At 41.5% G+C, this 21,180-nt stretch carries 19 protein-coding genes; 12 read left to right on the forward strand and 7 right to left on the reverse strand.

Annotated elements, in window-relative coordinates; genetic code table 11:
* The first annotated feature begins 46 nt into the window (after positions 1-46).
* The 7 genes from DW152_RS11375 (at position 47) to DW152_RS11405 (ending at position 8,297) form a co-directional block, all read left to right on the forward strand.
* Positions 47-1,096 (forward strand): zinc-dependent alcohol dehydrogenase family protein, encoded by a 1,050-nt coding sequence (locus DW152_RS11375; protein ID WP_118288668.1) that lies wholly within the window; start codon positions 47-49, stop codon positions 1,094-1,096.
* A 148-nt stretch (positions 1,097-1,244) separates the two neighbouring features.
* Positions 1,245-2,792: a sedoheptulokinase gene (locus tag DW152_RS11380; protein WP_118288669.1), complete on the forward strand. Its 1,548-nt coding sequence runs from the start codon at positions 1,245-1,247 to the stop codon at positions 2,790-2,792.
* 232 nt (positions 2,793-3,024) lie between these two features.
* Positions 3,025-3,465, forward strand: coding sequence for an RpiB/LacA/LacB family sugar-phosphate isomerase (locus DW152_RS11385; protein WP_021860281.1), 441 nt, complete (start codon positions 3,025-3,027; stop codon positions 3,463-3,465).
* A gap of 151 nt (positions 3,466-3,616) precedes the next feature.
* Positions 3,617-4,108, forward strand: coding sequence for an RNA polymerase sigma factor (locus tag DW152_RS11390; RefSeq protein WP_118288670.1), 492 nt, complete (start codon positions 3,617-3,619; stop codon positions 4,106-4,108).
* Positions 4,105-5,571 (forward strand): hypothetical protein, encoded by a 1,467-nt coding sequence (locus DW152_RS11395; RefSeq protein ID WP_118288671.1) that lies wholly within the window; start codon positions 4,105-4,107, stop codon positions 5,569-5,571. The genes DW152_RS11390 and DW152_RS11395 overlap by 4 nt, the downstream gene beginning before the upstream one ends.
* Positions 5,572-5,853: 282 nt before the next feature.
* Complete coding sequence (locus tag DW152_RS11400) at positions 5,854-6,606, forward strand: hypothetical protein (RefSeq protein WP_118288672.1); 753 nt, start codon at positions 5,854-5,856, stop codon at positions 6,604-6,606.
* Between the two features lie 263 nt (positions 6,607-6,869).
* Positions 6,870-8,297 carry a rhodanese-like domain-containing protein gene (locus DW152_RS11405; protein ID WP_118288673.1) on the forward strand — a complete coding sequence of 476 codons (1,428 nt, stop codon included), beginning with the start codon at positions 6,870-6,872 and terminating at the stop codon, positions 8,295-8,297.
* Positions 8,298-8,379: 82 nt separating this feature from the next.
* On the opposite strand, the gene DW152_RS11410 is transcribed toward DW152_RS11405, so the two are convergent.
* From DW152_RS11410 to DW152_RS11420, 3 genes are all read right to left on the reverse strand, one after another.
* The gene (locus DW152_RS11410; RefSeq protein WP_117538510.1) at positions 8,380-8,625 is read right to left on the reverse strand and encodes a hypothetical protein; all 246 of its coding nucleotides are present in this window, start codon (positions 8,623-8,625) and stop codon (positions 8,380-8,382) included.
* Between the two features lie 4 nt (positions 8,626-8,629).
* Positions 8,630-9,595 (reverse strand): M56 family metallopeptidase, encoded by a 966-nt coding sequence (locus DW152_RS11415; RefSeq protein ID WP_158549933.1) that lies wholly within the window; start codon positions 9,593-9,595, stop codon positions 8,630-8,632.
* Between the two features lie 157 nt (positions 9,596-9,752).
* Positions 9,753-10,148 (reverse strand): BlaI/MecI/CopY family transcriptional regulator, encoded by a 396-nt coding sequence (locus DW152_RS11420; protein ID WP_242993006.1) that lies wholly within the window; start codon positions 10,146-10,148, stop codon positions 9,753-9,755.
* A 174-nt stretch (positions 10,149-10,322) separates the two neighbouring features.
* Between DW152_RS11420 and DW152_RS11425 the strand changes: the two genes are divergently transcribed.
* Together DW152_RS11425 and DW152_RS13285 are read left to right on the forward strand one after the other, a co-directional pair.
* A complete protein-coding gene (locus DW152_RS11425) occupies positions 10,323-11,177 on the forward strand; it encodes a hypothetical protein (protein ID WP_117538513.1) in 855 nt (284 codons plus the stop codon).
* A gap of 13 nt (positions 11,178-11,190) precedes the next feature.
* Positions 11,191-11,355, forward strand: a complete 165-nt coding sequence (locus DW152_RS13285; RefSeq protein WP_021860271.1) for a hypothetical protein — start codon at positions 11,191-11,193, stop codon at positions 11,353-11,355.
* A gap of 534 nt (positions 11,356-11,889) precedes the next feature.
* On the opposite strand, the gene DW152_RS11430 is transcribed toward DW152_RS13285, so the two are convergent.
* Positions 11,890-13,050, reverse strand: coding sequence for an ROK family transcriptional regulator (locus DW152_RS11430; RefSeq protein ID WP_118288674.1), 1,161 nt, complete (start codon positions 13,048-13,050; stop codon positions 11,890-11,892).
* A gap of 342 nt (positions 13,051-13,392) precedes the next feature.
* Between DW152_RS11430 and DW152_RS11435 the strand changes: the two genes are divergently transcribed.
* Positions 13,393-14,169, forward strand: coding sequence for an SDR family oxidoreductase (locus tag DW152_RS11435; RefSeq protein ID WP_021860268.1), 777 nt, complete (start codon positions 13,393-13,395; stop codon positions 14,167-14,169).
* Between the two features lie 80 nt (positions 14,170-14,249).
* Here the strand turns inward: DW152_RS11435 and DW152_RS11440 are convergent, their stop codons facing one another.
* From DW152_RS11440 to DW152_RS11450, 3 genes are read right to left on the reverse strand one after another with little or no spacing between them, the layout of a single operon-like run.
* Positions 14,250-15,671, reverse strand: coding sequence for a HAMP domain-containing sensor histidine kinase (locus DW152_RS11440; RefSeq protein WP_118288675.1), 1,422 nt, complete (start codon positions 15,669-15,671; stop codon positions 14,250-14,252).
* 23 nt (positions 15,672-15,694) lie between these two features.
* Positions 15,695-16,399, reverse strand: a complete 705-nt coding sequence (locus DW152_RS11445) for a response regulator transcription factor (RefSeq protein ID WP_021860266.1) — start codon at positions 16,397-16,399, stop codon at positions 15,695-15,697.
* Positions 16,400-16,429: 30 nt separating this feature from the next.
* Positions 16,430-18,805: an endonuclease MutS2 gene (locus tag DW152_RS11450; RefSeq protein ID WP_118288676.1), complete on the reverse strand. Its 2,376-nt coding sequence runs from the start codon at positions 18,803-18,805 to the stop codon at positions 16,430-16,432.
* Between the two features lie 117 nt (positions 18,806-18,922).
* Between DW152_RS11450 and DW152_RS11455 the strand changes: the two genes are divergently transcribed.
* On the forward strand, positions 18,923-20,194 hold the full coding sequence (locus DW152_RS11455; protein WP_118288677.1) for a S1C family serine protease: 1,272 nt from the start codon (positions 18,923-18,925) through the stop codon (positions 20,192-20,194).
* A 19-nt stretch (positions 20,195-20,213) separates the two neighbouring features.
* Positions 20,214-21,155, forward strand: a complete 942-nt coding sequence (locus DW152_RS11460) for a 3'-5' exoribonuclease YhaM family protein (RefSeq protein ID WP_118288678.1) — start codon at positions 20,214-20,216, stop codon at positions 21,153-21,155.
* Positions 21,156-21,180 lie beyond the last annotated feature (25 nt).

Genomic DNA, 21,180 nt, shown 5'->3' on the forward strand with positions numbered 1-21,180 from the left:
AAACAATAATTCAATCGACAAAGGCGACAGCAAAGGAGAAATTATTATGGACATGATGAAAGCAAACGTATATGACAAACCAGGTCATTGCGAAGTAAAACAGGTTCCGGTACCGGAGATCGGACCACATCAGGTACTGATCAAAGTTATGTCCTGCGGTATTTGTAAAGGCGCAGACGTAGCACTTGCAGCAGGTGGATTCCTTGCAGAGTTCCCACTGTTAAACGGACATGAATTTGCTGGATATATATACAAAGTCGGTGAGCATGTAGACACATTTAAAGTTGGAGACAGAGTAACAGCAGATAACACAGTACTGTGTGGAGACTGCTACTACTGCAGAAAAGACGAGCCATTATATTGCAAAAATTTCTACTCGCTGGGATGCAACGGCCCTGGAGGATTCGCTGAGTATGTAGCAGTGAATGCAGATAAAGTATTCCCGATCAGCGATAACTTGTCTTTCAACGAGGCAATTTTCGCAGAACCGACTGCATGTGCGGTACATTCCATGGACCGTATCCAGGTGAAATTTGGTGATGACGTTCTTGTATATGGATGCGGACCGACAGGAATCATCATGACACAGCTGCTGATGCACTCTAACGCAAATCGTGTTGTAGTATGCGGACCAAGCCAGGACAAACTGGATATCCTGAAGAAATACGGATGTAAAGAGACAATTCTTATGGATCGTAACGATCCAAGCAAACACGAAGCTAAATTAAGAGAAATCGCTCCGGAAGGATTTGATATCCTTGTTGATACAACTGCAAATGTAGATGTAATGGAAAGCATGATCAAATTCGGAAAAATGGGTGCAAAATTCATGATGTTTGCAATGCCGCACGCAGGTGCAAAATGGGCAATTGATCCAGAGTACTGGTATCTCCACGAGATCCAGCTGATCCCGACATGGGCACAGACACACTGCTTCGGACGTGCACTGGAATATCTTGAGGCTGGAAAAGTACAGGTAAAAGAACTTGTTACACATGAAATGCCACTGGATGATTACGATAAAGGAATTGTGCTGGCTGCCAAGGGAGGTCCGGGCACACTGAAAGTCATCCTTCATCCAAACTACGAAGAATAATAACGGAAAATAAACAGTTAGTGTAGAATTTACAGATTGAATATAAGATTTTCATATGCGCTCCGACAGGTTACTATCGGGGCGCATGCTATATAAAAAATTCAGAAGATAATCGTCAGATTGGTTTGGGAAAAGGGAAGGCAGGAAGATGAAAGCAATAGGATTAGATATCGGAACAACAACCGTATGTGGAGTGCTTGTAGACGCGAAGACAGGAGAACTTTTGGATGCGAAGACGCTTACCAATGACTCTGTGATAGAGAGTGTACATACATACGAACGCACACAGGATGCAGATAAAATTCTTGTGAAATGCAAAAATATATTAGAAGAGTATCTTTCCGAACAGGAAGATATTGTGAGCATTGGCGTAACCGGACAGATGCACGGAATTGTCTATGTAGATGAAAATGGCGTGGCAGTCAGTCCGCTGTATACATGGCAGGATGGCAGAGGAGATTTAGTATGTGCTGATATCCAGAAGAAACAACCAGTAGTGGATTCTGAGGGCGTGGGAAATACAGATACTGAAAGCAAAGTGGCAGACAATTCAGAGATGGGTGATTCTGGAAATATAGATAGCGGAAACAAAGTGGCAGATAACGCAGAGACTGGCGAATCAGGAAATGTTTGTATGACATATGCCGCTGAATTATCTAAAATAACCGGTTATCATATGGCATCGGGATTTGGACTGACAACCAATTATTATAATACAAAACACGGACTTGTCCCGGAAGAAGCAAAGTCATTTTGCACGATCCCGGATTATGTTGCAATGTCTCTGGCAGGTGAGAAGAGACCGAAGATGCATCAGACAATGGCGGCAAGTCTCGGACTTTACAATATGAAAGTCGGAGATTTTGACCGTACGGCAGCAGAAAAAGCCGGTATGAACCCGGAATTACTGCCGGAAGTAGCAACAACAAGCACGACATGCGGAAATTATACAGCAGATGTGGAGAAATATCCGGCATATGCGGGGAAAACAATCCCGGTCGCAGTTGCATTTGGAGATAATCAGGCAAGTTTCTTAGGTTCTGTCAATCAGGACTGCAAAGTATTGTTAAATGTAGGAACCGGCGGACAGGTATCTGTTTACAGCGAAGAGCTGATAAAAGCAGATGGAATCGAGTGCCGCCCATATTTGAAAGGTTCCTATCTGATGGCAGGCTCTTCTTTGTGTGGTGGATATTCCTACAATCTTGTGAAACGATTTTTTGAGGAAATCTATGCACTGGCAGGCGTAGGCTGCCCGAAAGATATTTACAGTATCATGAACCGGATCGCAGGAGAAGCTGCAGAAAAAGAGAAAACATTGACAGTCGATACAAGATTCAATGGAAGTCGTGAGAATCCGGCACTGACCGGAAGTATTACCGGGCTGACAGTAGATACCTTCCATCCGGGAGATTTGGCGTACGGTGTACTTCGAGGACTGTGCGAAGAGCTGTATCAGTTTTATAATGTACTGCCGGAGAATCTGAAAGATGGCAGTCACTTTGTTGGAAGCGGAAATGGAATTCGCAAAAACCCACTGTTGCAGAAGATTGCAAGCGATCGTTTCCGGATGAAACTTCGTATCCCGAAATATGCAGAAGAGGCGGCATATGGAGCAGTGTTATTTTCCCTGCTTGCAAGCGGCGAGCGTGAAACTCTGGAAGATGTGCAGAGGCTGATACGGTATGAAGCGTAGAAAGCTGCAGAAGATTGTATTTGATGAGTGGATATATAAAAGACTCTTAGCAATACGTAGGAGAAAATGATGTTAAGAGGGCTCTTTTTAATAGATTTGTAAAAATATTTGGTAAAGATTGCTGAAAATGGAAAGAATTTCGAAACGAAAGTAAACGAAAGTAGACAAAAACAATCGATAATGCTAGAATAATTTTATAAGAAATTTACGTATTATATAGGAGGAATGAACCATGAAAATTGCAATCGGATGCGATCCAAACGCACAGGCAGCAAAAGAGGAAGTTATCAAGTATATCGAATCTAAAGGATATGGAGAAGTTACAGACTTCGGAAGCGAAGACCCGATTTACGCACATACAGCAGTCAAAGTTGCAGAAGCAGTTGCAGCAAAAGAATATGATCGTGGTATTCTGATCTGCGGAACAGGTATTGGAGTATCTATCGCAGCTAATAAAGTTAAAGGTGCATATGCAGCACTGATCTCTGACGTATATTCAGCGCAGAGAGCAAGACTGAGCAACGATGCTAACATCGCTTGTATGGGAGCTTTCACAACAGGAAATAAAGTAAGAGAACTTCTTGTAGATGCATTCCTTGGCAACGAATTCGTACCGGGATGCTCATCACAGCCGAAGGTAGACGCATTCGTTAAATACGATAACGAGAGATAATAAAAAATAAGAAAGACACCGCTTATGGAAAACCATAGGCGGTTTTTTTACAGCTTCTTTTATATATGAGAAGCCAAAACTACGTAATTTTTGGATATTCCGTCCCTCTCATTCGTATATAAAGTGAAAACAAAAAGGAGGTGGAAAGATATTGGAATGGACAAAAGACAAATTCTATCGTATGTATGAAGAATATAATGGCATGGTGTATCGGTTGTGTATGTTGTACCTGAAAAATGAGAGTGATGCAGGGGATGCGGTTCAGGATATATTTTTGAAAATGTGGGAGAAGGAGCCGGAATTTGCAAATGAAGTACACATTCGTGCGTGGCTTCTTCGTACAACAAAACATACATGTCTGGATATATTAAAGAGTGGTTGGTTTAAAAGAAGAGCAGATCGCGAGCCGGATTTGCAACAAATTCCACAGGAACAAAAAGAAGAATATTGCTTGTTGGAAAAGGTTCAAAAGCTTCCGAAAAAGTATAGGGAAGTATTGTATTTTTATTACTATGAAGAATATTCAGTAAAGGAAATCAGTGCTATGACCGGAATAAAAGAAAGCACGATACAATCCAGATTATCAGCAGCAAGAAAACAGTTAAAAATGATGTTAGAAACGAGAAAGGAGGAAGAAATATGAAGCATGGGCAGATGAATAAGAATCAGATAAAAAAAGCATTTTCGTTGTTAGAACCTTCAGGGCAGGTGCGGGAAGATATATGGAATAAAATAGAAAAACAGATAGATGAGCCAACAGTGGGACGGATGATAGAATCGGAAAAGAACAAGGGAAAAGGATATTACAGAAAGTTTTTCCTAAAAGCGGCAGCAGTTTTTGTGAGTGTAATCGGAATTTTAGGAGCCATTGACAGGATGAATGGTGGAAAAATGATGGAGGTTCTTGCAAATTTCTGGAAAATGGATAAAAACAGTCAACATGTAGTGCAGAAGATGACGGACTATCATGTGAAAGTAGATACTGCTTATGCACCGGAACTTCTGGAAGATACGGAAGAAAGGATTATTTTAGCAGGGACATTTGGCGTCGTTATTTATGATCAGGAGAGAGGACAGGTAGAAGGAACGATAGATCTTGATAAAATTCAAAGTAATTTCTTCGGTACAGAGACATTAAAGACAAGATTTATTGTTGATGGAGATAATTTGTATATTTACAATTGCCAAGAAGGGAAGCCATATGGAAAATATTATCGCTATGATCTTGGTATGTGTAAGGGAAATTTAAAGAAGAAGGAAATTTCTTCGCTGTCGCCGGTCGAGACAAAAAAAGTTACAGAAAATCTGGAAAAACAAAGAAAGAAATCACAAAGATATAAAACAACCTGGGAGCAATTTTCAAATGCAGAAAAAATATTTGAAGGAAAGATTTACAGTGAAAAATGTTTGAGAACGAAAGTAAAAAATGGGGGAATACAGAACTCTTGCCTGGTATTGAAAAAGAATGCCGGTACATCAAAGTATCAGATGTATATATATCGACAAAACCAGAATACAAAAAAAATAACAAAAGATAAACTTTATGTTTTTGCTATAGAATCTGATGCAGAGGAGAAAAACTATCCAAAATATTATGTAGAGGATAAAAATTCAGTGAAACAGGCATTGATTAACTGCTTTTACGAAAATCCAAAAGTATATGCAGGAAGTGTATATCATGGAAAGAATATAGAATCTACATTGCCTGAAAAGCAATATGAATTGGTGCTTCCGATTATTCAAATTACAGGTATAAAAAAGCAGGGTGATACGGTTAAAATAATTGGTACATTTTACTGGTATGGCTTTGTGACTTCAGGTAAGACATTATACGAGTCAGATGCGGATGGAAACAGAGCGGTTGCATATCTGAAAGAAACAAAAGATGGCTATAAAGTGGAGAAAATTATCTGTCCAAGAGGTGGAGGCTATTACCGGAAAGACTTGGAACAAATATATGGAAAAGATGATGTGGCAGTTCAAAAGACATTGGACATGGATGTCGAGAGTGGTGTAGTTGAAACATTAAAAGAATATGTGAAACAAAATCAGCAGAAATTTGTATATTATAAAGCGTTTGGACGGGATCCGCAAAATCTGAAATGAGACGGATGGGGTTGCCGAACGAATGATATATTCATTCTTTTTGATAATAAAATTTGCATACAAAAGTTGTGAAATAAGTTGAAAAGATGCTTTGATAGTGCTAAACTCCTATAAAAGCATCTTTTTCTTTTGCGCTTTTGAAGCGTGTCTTATTCATATCTAAAGTATCTGAAAGGAATTCATGCTTTTAAATTTCACTAATAGCAGCAGGAGTCCTTGAGGTACTTAAAAGACCGCACAAATTTCTTGTGAAGGACTCATAATCAAAGAAGGGAGAAATTCATGAGAAAAAACAGAGAGTACAAAAGCGATGTGTTTTCCATGTTAATGGAAAGCAAAGAAAATGCGCTGGAAGACTGGTTGAAAGATAATGACAAAGATTTATTCAGCAGAAGGCAAATACAGATACCGACACCGCACTTTATTGTATTTTATAATGGGATGCAAAAGAAACCAGAATACGAAGAAATGAGATTGTCGGATTCTTTTTACCACAAAGCACAGGAACCACAGATAGAGATCATCTGCAAGGTTTATAATATCAATCCGGAAAATAATCAGAAGTTGAAAAAGAAATCAACAGTGCTGGAGGGATATACATACTTTGTGGAAAAAGTAAGAGAAAATCAAAGACAGCAAATGAATCTGGAAGAGGCAGTTGACAGTGCGATACATGATTGTATAGATCATCATATATTGGAAGATTTTTTCAGGAGAAGAAAGGAAGAAGTAAAGAAAATGACACATCTGGATTACACATGGGAAAAGCGGGAAAGGTTAATACGCATGGAAGAATATGCAGATGGCGAAGCGGCTGGAATACAGAAAGGCAAAGCTGCTGGACTGCGTGAAGGCAAAGCTGTTGGAATACGTGATTCTCTACTGGAACTCTTACAGGAGTTTGGCGATATACCGGAAGCACTTCAAACCCGGATTGAATCAGAAAAAGATTTGCAGGTTTTAACAAGCTGGTTGAAAGTCGCCGCGAGAGCGGACTCCCTGGAAGAATTTCAAGAGAAAACAGGACTGCTGTGATGGTGGTATGAGTAAATAAAGTGAAGAAGCACCCACAGAACCTGCCACTGGCAGCTTCTTTCGGATACAATAGATGTTTTAGAAAAGATAGTGTCGTAGTATCGATTAAAAAAATCGTTACTGCGACACTTTTTTTATATAAGTTATCTATAATACTTATATTAATTTCGAATTTGTTTTCCAACCACACCTTCTGTAGAATGGAGCTAAGAACTATTGGCGCAAAATAGCATTATAATCAGAAGGAAAGGAAGGAAAAAGTATTGAAAAATCAAGCAAAACGAGTGCTGATGTTTGGATTGATGATAGCAGTAGCAATGTCTATGTTATTGCCAAATGTCAGTGAGGCAGCAGCGAAGAAACCGGCAGCAGTAAAGGCTAAGACAGTGAAAGTCTACAAGAGCACCAGCAACACGAAGACAGCAACCGTGAAAGTAAAATGGAAGAAAGCAAAAAATGCGAAGAAATACCGCGTTGCTTACAAAGCAAAGGGCAAAAAGAGCTGGAAGAAAGTGACAACCAGAAAGACAGCGGTCACATTAAAGAATCTGAAAGGAAATACAAAGTATTCTGTAAAAGTACGCAGTCTGAATGGCAAGAAGTACAGCAAATATAGTAAGGCAAAGACATTTAAGACAAAGAAACTGGTGAAGAAGCCATCAAAACCGGATGAGTCGAAACCGCCGATTGACGAGAAAACGGAATTAAAAATTGATAAATCTGAAGTGACATTGTATGTAAAAGATGGCTATACAGCGACAGTAACAGCAAGTGGAATCGATACAGACAAGCTGACATGGGAGTCTTCCGATGAAGCAGTTGCAACTGTAGAAAATGGTGTGATCACACCGGTAGGAGAAGGAAAAGCAGTGATCAGTGTATCTGGAGAAGACCAGAAAAAAGAGTGTCAGGTTACTGTAAAATCCAGCGCATATCAGTATGTTACAGCGAAAGATGTACTTACGTCACTTGCATCCGGTAACAGCGAATACGAATTGATCGACGTGCGCCAGAACATAGATAAGAGCGGACTGGACATGGGTTCTTATACAAAAGCACATGTGATCAGCGCACTTGGTGCCCCGATGATGTCTGATGAATACGATTACCTTGCAGCTGATCAATGTGTAGAGAATCTGAAGAAAGTGGGCTTGTCCAATGAAAACGGTAAAAAACATGTATTTATCTGCTATTATGGTGGCGAAATTGCACAAATTGGAGTAAAAGTCGCAAGAAGTCTGATGGGAATCAACAATGATGACATCTATATCTTGGAAAGCGGACAGTGGTCTATGGATCCGGAATGGTCATCCATGGCAAAGAATCCATATGAAGCGCCACAGTATCTTATCGGAATGGGAACATTGAAAACAGGAGAAGCAGTGCAGACTATGACAAAGAGTCAACTTACAACAGCAATGACAGGAGAGATCAAGATCTGTAACGTACTGGATGTTCGTGTAAAAGCAGATTACGATGCAGGTCATATCGACGGAGCTGTGTCAGCATCTGTAAAAGAAAATGACGGAAGTGCATTGAAAGAAGAAGTGCAGAAAGCCGGAAAGACCTCTGTATTCGTACTTGTCGGAGATGGACAAGGCGAAGACGTAGCAGAAGCATATCAGAAAATGCTTGGTTACGGAGTAGCAGCAAATCAGATCGTAGTACTTGACGGCGGTATGAGTAAATAAAATGAATAAGCAATTTTAAACAGCTCCCCGGTACAGTAGTGTATCGGGGAGCTGTCTTTGAAAATAGGATGAATTGAAGTTACTAAGCCTTAACCCACTTGCCAATCCATTTATGAGTCGTTTTATTGTATTTCCGCTTGTACAGAACACCATTTACTGTTTTATATCTCCACTCGATAACATCACCACGTCTTGGAGAGATAGAGATTTTCTGAGGCGTTGCCGTATAAGTGGAATGAGTAATATTTGTGGAAGCCTGCGTAGTACATGGTGCAAATAAGCTAAATACTAATAGATAAACTGGAATTAATTTGACTCTTTTTTTCATATATTTATTGCTCCTTTATCTGAAAATCGGTCATTTCCTCAGGGATATGATCTAAAGTTGTTAAATATTTTCCATCTACATATAAATCATAATTTGAAGAATGTTTGGGATGGATGAAGTAAGCATTTTCTGAAGTGATAGCCATAACGCCTTCGGGATCTGGGAAAACTAACTCTGTCACGAATACAAAAGAAAATATCAACAATATAGTGATAAATGCTGACTGAAAAATTCGGGATATATTTTTTCGTTTTTCATCAGTAAAATCTGTTGTGATAAATTTGATTCGTGTTCGCAAATTAGATGGACTCTTTCCAACAAAGTTCATGGATAATGCATGGTGTGCACATTGCCTGTAATGTACAGTCTTTGCAGTGGACACAATTAAATTGGCATATTGGATATGTTCTTTTCGGCTGCTGTTCTGCAGGATTGCCTGATCGTTGGAAACTTCCATAAAGAGTGTATACTCTTTTTTTAGAAGATAGATCAATGGATTCCACCAGTGAATACAGCAGACGACATCTACCAGTAACGTGATCCATAGATCATGTTTTTTATAATGCATGAGTTCGTGTTTGAAAACATATTCCAGTTCTGTGTCGGTAAAAGAAATATCCGGTAATAGTAATGTTGGTGTGCAAAGTCCGGTAATAGCCGGAGAAATAGTATCCGGCAGCACGGCAATGCGGATATTGTCAGTTGTATAGTGCGATGCCAGTTCATATAAGTGATGATACTCGGCAGTGTCTTTTACTTCAAATCCCTTTATATAGTTATTCAATCTTATCTTGCTGATCAATAGCCGGATTAATTGAATAACAGCACCAATAAAAACAATGCGATATAGGATATCTAAAATACTCCATCCATGAAATGGTGTGGTATCATATAGAAATCCGATTAACGTTGGCAAAATATGTTCTGATCGAAGTGTGTAAGTAAAAGGAAAATTCAAGGGAACTGCCATGCGCAGAAGAATCAATATGATTCCAATAAATACAAAGCGTTTTCCCTGTGCAAAAAATGTCTTTTTCCTATATAAAACATAATAAAAATACACGGTTAAAATCATACTTGTCGTCAGACAAGTAAGAAATGGTCCGAGAGAAAGTTCCATAAATTGCTTATTGCTCCTTTTTCAGTTCTTCTTTTTTCTTAGCAATTAACTGTTCTAATTGCTCTAATTCTTCGGCGTCCGTCTCCGCGTCTATCAATGAAGCGAAGAGAGCGAAGGGGGAAGATCCAACAATGTCTCTGAATGATTCATTGAAATATTCTTCTTTTGAAACACATGGTGTATAGCTTCGTGTCAATACGGTTCCGCTATATACAATATCTGCGACTTTGATATATTCTGCTTTCATCAGTGCCCGCAGACAAGCCTGTATGGTATTGATGTTCAAAGAAGGATTACTCTTTTCAATATCAGAGGCAATCATAGGGGTTGGACTGTTCCATAAGATCTTCATGATTTCCAGTTGCTTTTTAGTAAGCTTTTGCTTTTTAAATTTTTTCATCATGTCGTCCTCCTAAGTTGTTGCCTGTTCATACTATAACGCAAAAGAGAAATTAAGTCTATAGGTAAAAAGTAATAAAAATATAAAATAATAATTTATTGACAAATTAAAAAAATAATGATACTGTAAACAAAACAAAAACGGATCCGAAAAATAAAGACAAAAGGAGAAAATGTTATGAAGAAAAGAATTGTATCGTTAGCATTAATTGGCGTATTGACAGGGGCATTAGTGTTTGGAGCATCTGTAAATTCCACAACGGTATATGCACAGGAATCAGATAATCAAGAAGTGCTTGAAAACGATAACGAAATATGTGACAATGAATCTGATGAAGATATTGTATTTAGCGCGGCTAAAGCTGCTGCAAATACATATACAAGAGAAGTATCAGAATACGATATGCTTAAAGCGGCTCAAAAAGCATCAAATGTTGAATTGAAAAATAATGGGTTTACAGAAGCGGATATTATAGCACTGAAAAAACCATTGAAAGGAAAAGAACACTATGGAAAAGTGACGTATACGATAAGCTGTTTAAAATTTACACCTAAAAAAGATCAAACGGATTTAAAAACAAAAATGACATGGTCATGGAGCAAGGAACCAGCGGCATTAGTAACAGATATTGCGGCTACGACAACCAGTGAAAATTTTACAAAGGATTCTTCAAGTGCTACGGTTAAATATTATAAATACGGACATAAAGACCAGGGGGTAACTTCTCAGAATGCAATTGTAAAAACTAAAGATGCTGGAAGAGGTGTATTTACACGAATTACAATGGGAAAAAACTGGGATACAGATAAAAAAAGATATAAAAATGTAGCTATGGCTGGCAGCATTACAACATCATGGAGTATTGGAAAAAAGGTAACACAGGTAGGTATTGCGTCAAATTATGGTCATATAGTTGTATCAGCTGCGCCAACTCCGTCAGTATCGTTCGGAGGAGGTGCGTCAATTAGTTTTGCTCCGAAATTGGTATGCAGAAGTGGAGATGAAGCATATAAAAAGGTAGTTCAAAAATAAAGAGGTGAAGAAAATGAAAGGATGGTTATTGCTAGTGGTATCGATTTTTACTGCTGGTATTGGAATGCTTGTAGTAGGACTCCCGGGTGGAGAATTAACAGATGCAGCATTGATGGGAGGCGCAATTATTGGTTTCTTGGCACCGTCAATTGTGTATTTGGGAAATCATCTGAAATAAAAATGTGCTATATTTATAATTTAATTGGTTATCACGTTAGCAGTGCTTTTGATCCTTGCTGGGATTAACCTGGCAAGAAACAGCACATTTCCATAATTATATAAAATGCACAAAAATCACAAAACTTCCCATTTTATGTCACAAAATGGGAAGTTTTGTGGTTACTATATATGTAGAGGTTATAAGCGGAGTATGCGCTGGGGAAACTAAGGTATGAAGAAGAATCGGAGGTACGTGTATATGTTAAAACCGGGATTAATACTTTTTTGTATAGCACTTATAACAGGAGGAATCGGATTCTTCATAGGAGGGGGAGCTTTCATGCTTCTTGGATATTTAACGCCGTTTTTGCTGTATATAGTTAATCATATAAAATAGTTGCAGTTGTGAGCTTTGGCATCACCTGCTTTTGTGCTGGATACACATTCGGCAAGGATAATCATAAACCACAAAAATAACCGCCCCAGTCTGACAAACTAAGCGGTTACTTTTGTAATCATAAGTATGCGGACTAACCGTCTATCGGGAGTCCACTTAAATATCCTGCCTCAAATGAGCGACAAACTGCTCGGTGAAACTCTGAATATATGGAACTGCGGCGCCGATTGCTACGGCGTCTTTTTTGCATTTGCCGGAGAGAATGTAAGTAACATTGCTGTCAAATGTGGAGCGTGCGGCTACCTTTTTGCGGATCAGGTCAAGGTCTTCATCGGTGAAATAAGATGCAATGTGTCCGCCCAGAATAACCGGCGTTTCCAGTACCATATGCAGGTTGTTGATCAGCACGGCAACGTCGGAGAGATAATGATCCAGACGAGTCAGGCAGTCGGTATCCCCGGCTGCTTTTTTCTCAAAAAAGTTATCCAGTTCCTGGTGAATGTCGTCGGCATCGGAGCCTAACAGAGCATGTCCGGAACAGTAACATTCGGCGCAGCCTTTCTTGCCACAGTAACAGGTAAGTCCATCCGGAACGAGTGTCATATGCTCGAAAGTACCACTTTTTCCTGTGGCGCCAACCTGCAGTTTTCCGTCAATCAGCACGGCGCCGCCCAGATGCTGCCCAAGAGAAATGTAGATGGCATCGCTCAGGTCGCGCTGCTCCCACAGCTCGCTGTAGCAGGCACATTCCGCATCATGGATCAGCTTACATGGGAAACGGAATGCATTTGCAAAAGTATCCAGACGTAACCCGGTACTGTTCAAAATTTCGCCGTAAGTAAAGCTTTTCCCGTCCGGGGAAATCAGTCCCTGTACACCAAGCCCAATGCCAAGCACCGTGTCTTCTTTGTAGTGATTGGTATTCATAAAGTTCCGCACGGTATTCTTCAGAGAAATGAAATAATCATCTGTCGGTGCAAAATCCAGAGAAATCTTCTCGCGTGCAATCACCTTTCCATATAAATTAAGTGCAACAATCGTCGCCCGGTGCGGCAGTAGTTCGATCCCGATCGCAATACGCGCAAGCGCTTCTACCTGATAGGCAACCGCACGGCGTCCGACCGTGGAATCCAGCCTTCCGCATGTCTTAATAAGAGAAGCATCCAGAAGTGTATTCAGATGCTGTGATACCGTTGGCAGGCTGATGCCAAGCTCATTTGCGATCATCTGCTTCGGGCAGGACGGATGCTGGTAAATAAATGAGTACACGTCCGACAAATTCTTTAATTTTATATCTGTAAGTGTGAAAAAATCCATAATCTAGTCCCCTATTCATCTGCAACTGTTTAAAACCTTTTACCCCAGCAATTCGCAAAATACACATAAATGTGTTCTTTCGCAGCTACGCAGCTATTTTACAAAATCAATTAATAAAAAGATATAAGATAAGTATACATAATAAAAGTACAATCGTCCAGAGACAGATTGAGATTGTAAGTGTTTCACAAATTCGAGGGTAAAAGATTGTGAAGTTTACAGTATTGTATATTTTCTTTAAATAGGCTATTATGTAAATACATTATATAAAATGATTTTATAAAATAAAATTATAAAATGATTCAAAACGTAAAAACACACTATAAATTAGGAGGAATCATCATGGGAATTATTGAGAAAATGAGACTGGATGGAAAGAAAGGTTTTGTAACAGGAGCAGCAAGAGGAATTGGTAAATGTACCGCAACTGCATTTGCAGAGGCAGGAGCTGATGTGGCAATCGTTGACCTTGATATCGAGGAAGCAAAGAAGACAGCGGCAGAACTGGCTGAGAAGACAGGAAGAAAAGTCATTGCGATCCAGACAGACTGCACGAACAAAGAGCAGGTTGACGAGATGGTAGAGACAGTTGTAAAGGAACTTGGTGGACTGGATTTCTGTCATAACAACGCAGGTATCTGCATCAACGCTCCGGCAGAAGAGATGACTTATGAGCAGTGGTCAAAGGTTATTAACATCAACCTGAACGGTATTTTCTTAACAGATATCGCAGCAGGAAAATATATGCTGGCTCACGGCGGCGGATCTATCATAAATACTGCATCCATGTCTGCACATATTGTTAATGTCCCACAGCCACAGTGTGCATATAATGCATCTAAAGCAGGTGTGATCCAGTTGACAAAATCTCTCGCGATCGAGTGGGCTAAACGTGGTGTGCGTGTGAACTGTATCAGCCCTGGATATATCGGCACAGAACTGACACTGAACTCTCCGACACTGATTCCGCTGATCGAGAAATGGAACGAGATGGCACCGCTTGGAAGAATGGGTAAACCGGAAGAATTAGAATCCATCTGTGTGTATCTGGCAGGCGATACAAGCACATTTACAACCGGATCTGATTTCGTGATCGACGGAGCATTTACATGTTTCTAAACATAGAATATAGGAGAATACAGATATGAGTGGCACAAATAGCAGAGAAATTGACTTGTTTTTATAAGTCAGTTTCTCTGCTATTTGCTCGTTTCAGATGATTTCGGCAGGGAGAAGATAAATTCTGTTCCAACACCTTCTGTGCTGATAACGTTGATATTTTCTCCGTGAGCCTGTATGGCTTCTTTGACGATGGCAAGACCGAGTCCGGTTCCTTTCTTATCTTTGCCACGGGAAAGATCAGTTTTGTAAAAACGTTCCCAGATCTTATTCAGTGCATTTCGCGGAATACCGATACCGTAATCTTTGACAGACGTGTAAACTTTATCGCCACGCTCGGTTGTCTCGATCGTAATGGAAGAATCCTGATCACTGAATTTGATCGCATTATCGATCAGATTATAAAGAACCTGCTGGATCTTCCTCTTGTCTGCAAAGATATAGAGATGTTTGGTTGCGAAAAGAAGTTCAATCGAAATCTTCTTCTGGGTGCAGCGCCCTTCAAAGGATGCGGCTACGTTTTTGATTATCTCATGAATATCGAATGACACTTTATCTAACAGAAGATGTTCCGTATCAAATTCATTCAATGTCAGAAGATCGTGTGTCAGATCCGTCAGACGTTCTGTCTCAAATAAAATGATTTTCAGATATTTTCCCTGTAATTCCGGCGGGATCGTACCATCTGCCATCGCTTCCACATAGCCTTTGATGGAGGTCAGCGGAGAACGAAAATCATGGGAGACATTTGCAACAAATTTCTTCTGGTAGTCTTCCATATCCCGAAGCTGGGAAGACATATAGTTGAGGGATGCGGAAAGGTATCCCATCTCGTCTTCGGTGTTGACAGGTATCTCGTAATCCAGATTGCCGGAAGCATACTGCTTGGCGGCTTCCGTGATCTTGCTGAGCGGCCGGTAAACGAAAAACTGGAACGCCAGCAGAATCATAAAGGACAGAATGTAGATGACGAGAAAGCACGTATAAGCTGCATTCAGAAGATAATGCTGTGTCTCGGAAACACTGCTCAAGTCTTTGTGGATGATCAAATATCCCTGAGAAGTATAGTTACTGTTCACTGGTGCAATGACCGTGAGTACATCTTCATTAAAGTAACCGTGGTAATCACTGACCTCATATTGGTTATTGCCAATTTCTGCCGGATCAAAGTTCGCAATTCTGGTCGGAGCGGAAGGAAAATCACCGGAGGATGCCGAGGTCAGCACTTTGCCGTTGCGGTCAACAAACCAGCATGCAGCATTCAGATGCGATTCGATACCGGACAGTTGCAGATGAACATCGTTGAGCGTAATATTTCCATAAAAATATTGCGGCAGGTAATTCGTTGCAATGATATTCGCTTCCTGATGAACGGAAGAACCGGTGCTGGCTGTCAGCGGATCACTGACTAAGCCAGAGCCGAGTGTTGCGATCGTAAAAAGGCTCAGGAAACCGAAAATGATATATACAATAACAAATTTCAAATATAATGTACTTTTCATGTAGTGCCTCTGTGGTTTATTTCTTATTTTACTTCAAATTTGTAACCAATACCCCAGACGGTAGCAAGTCCCCATGTAGCATGATCTTTGATCTTCTCGCGGAGACGTTTGATATGTACGTCTACTGTACGGGTATCGCCAATGTATTCATATCCCCAGATCTGATCCAGAAGCTGCTCTCTTGTGAACACCTGATTCGGAGAAGCAGCAAGGAAATAGAGAAGTTCCAGTTCCTTTGGCGGCATATCGACAGTCTGACCATCCACAATAACCGAATAGTTGGTAAGGTTAATGGAAATGCCCGGATATTCGACACGCTTACTTTTGTCTTCCACCGGAGATTCCATCTTCTGCCCCGGTTGGTAGCGACGGAGAACAGCTTTTACACGGGCAACCATTTCTTTGGAATCAAATGGTTTCATAATATAATCATCAGCGCCCATTTCCAGCCCAAGTACTTTGTCAAAAACCTCGCCTTTGGCAGACAGCATAATGATCGGTGTGTTCGATCTTGCACGGATCTCACGGCAGACCTGATAGCCGTCAATGCCCGGAAGCATGAGATCCAGAAGCATCAGATTCGGCTGGTAAGTGTCAAATGCGACAAGTGCTTCTTCACCGTCATGGACCATCATCGTGTCAAAACATTCTTTTGTTAAATATAAGGAAATCAGTTCGGCGATATTTTCATCATCGTCTACGATTAAAATTTTCTGTTTATTTACCATATAAAATAGTCTCCCTTCGTTCGCAGTGTTCTATCTGAGTTCTGCGATTGTAACTCCGGCGTCACCTTCTCCGAAAGCACCGAGCCGGAAGGATTTTACATGTTTTTGGCGCTTCAGGTATTTGTGGATGCCCTGGCGCAGTGCACCGGTTCCTTTTCCGTGGACAATGCGGACAGAGCTTAAATGTGCAAGGCTCGCGTCATCCAGATATTTGTCCAGTTCAGCGACCGCTTCATCGACTGTCTTACCGAGTAAATTGATCTCAGTAGCAACGGTAAGTGATTTGTTCATCTTGATCTTGCCTTTGCCGGTACGCTTCGCTGTCTTTTGAAGATAGTTCGGCTTCTCGTCGATGATCTCCAAATCGGAAATGTTTACTTTGGAGCGTAAAATTCCCATCTGTACATCCAGATTGCCCTTTGCATCCGGAAGAGATACAACCGAACCGGTAAGATTCATGCTCAGAACCTTAACCGATTCGCCAAGTTTGAAATCTGACGGTTTGTATTGTTTCTTCGGTTTCGCTGGTTCTGGTGTCATGCCGGAACGGGTTTTCGCCATCTTCTTGCGGAGACGTTCACGTTCTTTCTCCATCTCGGCGGCAGAAAAATTCGCCTTGCCGAATTTGTGGAAATTTCGCATTGTCTCATCGGCAGTCTCTTTGGCATCTTCCAGAATAGCATGTGCTTTTTCATTTGCCTCACGTAAAATACGGTCTCTCTGGGCTTCTAACTTCTCCTGTTTCTGGGAGGTTTCCATTTTCAGACGTTCGATCTCACGCTTGTAAGCAGCGATCGTCTCGCGCTCTTTGTCCAATGTCTTACGGCTCGTTTCCAGATCTGTCAGAATGTCCTCGAAAGATTCATCCTGTTCTGTCAGATGTGTCTTCGCATCTTCGATGATGTAATCCGGAATCCCCAGTCTGGAAGCGATAGCAAAAGCGTTACTCTTTCCAGGAATGCCGATCAGAAGCCGGTAAGTCGGGCGGAGCGTCTCAACGTCGAACTCACAGGACGCATTTTCCACGCCCGGCGTAGACAGTGCATAGACTTTCAGTTCGCTGTAATGCGTTGTTGCCATCGTGCGGATGCCGCGGCTGTGAAGATGATTCAAAATAGAAGTCGCAAGTGCTGCACCTTCGGTCGGATCAGTTCCGGCACCCAGCTCATCAAAAAGAACGAGAGAGTGTTCGTCTACCTGTTTCAAAAAGGAAACGATATTCGTCATATGAGAAGAGAATGTACTGAGGCTCTGCTCAATGCTCTGCTCGTCTCCGATATCGGCATATACATCGTGAAATACGGCAAGCTCGGAACGGTCCAGTGCCGGAATGTGAAGCCCTGCCTGTCCCATCAGAGTAAAAAGTCCAACGGTCTTAAGCGAAACCGTCTTACCACCGGTATTCGGTCCGGTGACAATGAGGAGATCAAATGTATCCCCCAATGTAAGCGTGATCGGAACGACATTTTTCTTATCTAAAAGGGGATGTCTTCCTTCCCGGATGTGGATTCTTCCTTCCGTGTTAAAAATCGGCTGGCTCGCATTCATATCAAGTGCAAGTGCACCCTTTGCGAAAATAAAATCAAGCTGACGCAGGATTGTATAACAGGTGTGGATTTCCGTTGTATATTCGGCAGAGTCTGCACTCAGACGTGCCAGAACCTTCTGAATCTCTTCCTGCTCCTGCCCATATAATTCTTTTAAATCGTTATTCAGTTTTACGACAGCCATCGGTTCAATGAAAAGTGTAGAACCGGTTGCAGACTGATCGTGGATCATACCGGAAACCTGGCTGCGGTACTCGGCTTTGACCGGGATGCAATAGCGGTCGCCACGCATCGTAATGATCGGATCCTGTAAATAAGTGCGGAGAGATCCATTTACCATATTGGAAAGAGTGGCGTGTACTTTGTCATTGATCTGGTTCATTGCCCGGCGGACATGTTTTAATCCCGGACTGGCATCGTCACTGATTTCATCCTCGTCGATAACGCAGCGGCGGATCTCATTTACCAGAATGGTTACCGGATTGAGCTGTTCAAAATAGCCGTCCAGACAATCTTCCATCTCATCGGCATTGTCATGTCTGCCATAAGCTCTTGCACGACCGGCAGTCTCTAATAATTTGCAGATGCGGAGAAGTTCTCCGCTTCCGAGCACTCCGCCGATCTCTAGTCGGCGGATGGAATCGTTGACCGGATTGCAGCCGCTAAAAGACGGGCGTCCCTTCTTCACGATCCTTGTAAAAGCGGCCGCAGTCTCATCCTGCGCGCTCCTGATGGCAGAAATGTCTGTCATCGGTTTCAGTCTTCTGCACAGTTCTTTTCCACTGAAAGAAGAGGCATGTTCTATTAATTGTTCGATAATTTTGTTATATTCCAGTTTTGCTAATGTTTTCTTATTCATAATTCTCACCTGGATATATTCTACCTTATTTGCAGGATAAAGAAAAGGATAAATATTGAACATTTGCAGGTGATACGCTATACTAGAAAAAGGATTGCGAAGGAGACGCGAGGACCTATGGATGAGCAAAAAAGACAGCAAGAAGAATCAGAAATGAACGAGACTCCGGAGTATTCTTTTTTACAGGAAGTCATCAAAGATGAAGTGGGTGGCACAGGAAAGCGGAAGAAGAGAATCCTGCGTAAGATAGGCGTGGGAATTTTTATCGGACTGGTTGCCTGCTTTACTTTTAGTGTGTTCAAACCATGGGTAGAGAGCAGAATATCCGGCAATCCGGATGAAGTGATGATTCCAAGAGACACGAAGCAGACTGCAGAAAATGAAGCAGACAGATTCGGGAAAGATGGAAACGGACAGAAGAAAGATAATTACAGCAAGTCTGTGAAGTCATTAAGTGATGTTGCGAAGAAAGGAAAGAGAAGTGTAGTATCGCTTCTTGTACTGACGGGTGCAACGATTGGCAATAAAGAGTTTGTCAGTGAGAGTCAGTCGGTATCCGGTGTCCTGATTGCAGACAACGGGCAGGAACTTCTGATCCTGGGACCGACGATGGAAGTGGGAGAAACACAGCAGATCCAGGCAACATTCTGTGATGGAAAAAAGTATCGGGTTACAGAGAAGAAGAGCGATGCGAACCTAGAACTGACGATTTACGCAGTGAAGGAATCACAGCTGGAAGAAAAGACGGCAAAGAGTATCCGGCTTGCAGCGCTTGGCAGTTCCTATGAGGTGAAGAAGGGTGACACCACCGTGTTGCTTGGTATGCTTTTCGGGCAGGGCGATGCAGTGGGATATGGTGTGCTGAGATCCAGTACCGAGAAAGCAGAGTGGGCTGATGGTACATATCATATTCTGGGAGCAGAGCTTGCCGGATTTACCGGAGGCAGCGGTATTATGTTTAACCGGCAGGGAGAAGTGATTGGAATTATCTGTGATGCGGCAGGCGAAGATGCGAAAGAAGAACTGATGCATGCATATGCGATTTCAGACATCAAAGATGTTATGCAGTTTCTGGCGAACGGAGAGAGCGTTCCGTACATCGGAATCCATGCAACGGATGTGTCCGAGAACATAGCGGAAGATCGCAGGATTCCAAGAGGAATCTATGTAGATAAAGTAGAAGCAGATTCTCCGGCGATGCGCGCCGGTATCCAGAGCGGGGATGTGCTGACTGCGATAGGAGGAACAGATATAGAGAATTTTGAACAGTATCATGAACTTTTGATGGAAGAAAAAGAAGGCACACATTTGTTGATCAAAGGTTACAGACGCGGTGCGAAAGATCAGTATGTTGCTGTGCATTTTAATGCTACAGTGGGAAATAAATAATAGAAAGAGGCTATAAAATATGAGATATATCAACACATTAGTAGAAGGCGAAACCATCCGAAATATTTATCTGTGCAAAGGAAAAAGAAGCGCAGAGACAAGAAACGGGAAGCCATATGACAATCTGATCCTGCAGGATAAGACAGGAACACTGGACGGAAAGGTCTGGGATCCGAATTCTAATGGAATCGCAGACTATGATGAGATGGATTTTATCGAAGTATTTGGTGATGTGATCAGTTATAATAACAATCTGCAGCTCAATATCCGTCAGATCCGTAAGGCGTATGAAGATGAGTATGTGGCAGCAGACTACATGCCGACAACCGAGAAAAGCACAGACAGTATGTTTGAAGAACTGATCGGATATGTGAAGAAGATCGATAATGACTATCTGCGTCAGGCGGTTGAGTATTATTTTGTAAATGATGAAACATTTATCAAGACATTTGTCGGACATTCTGCAGCAAAGACCGTTCATCATGGATTTGCCGGAGGACTTCTGGAACATACATTAAGCGTCGTGAAAATGTGCGAATATATGGTGAGTGCATATCCGATTCTCAACAAAGATCTGCTATATGCTGCAGCCATTTGTCACGATATCGGAAAGACAAAAGAATTGTCACCGTTCCCGACAAATGATTATACAGATGATGGACAGCTGCTTGGACATATCGTGATCGGTGTGGAGATGATCTCTGATGCAGTCAGAAGTATTCCGGGATTCCCGGAGCAGCTGGCAAGTGAATTAAAGCACTGTATCGTTGCGCATCATGGAGAATTAGAGTATGGTTCACCGAAGAAACCTGCGCTGGCAGAGGCACTGGCACTGAATTTCGCAGATGCAACCGATGCGAAGATGCAGACACTGACGGAACTTTTCAAAGACAAGAAGAACAATGACTGGCTTGGATACAACCGATTATTTGAATCCAATCTGAGAAAGACGATTGTGTAGGAAAATAAAATTACAAAGATGCAGC

The organism is Dorea sp. AM13-35, assembly GCF_003473885.1.
GTDB lineage: Bacteria > Bacillota > Clostridia > Lachnospirales > Lachnospiraceae > Dorea_D > Dorea_D hominis.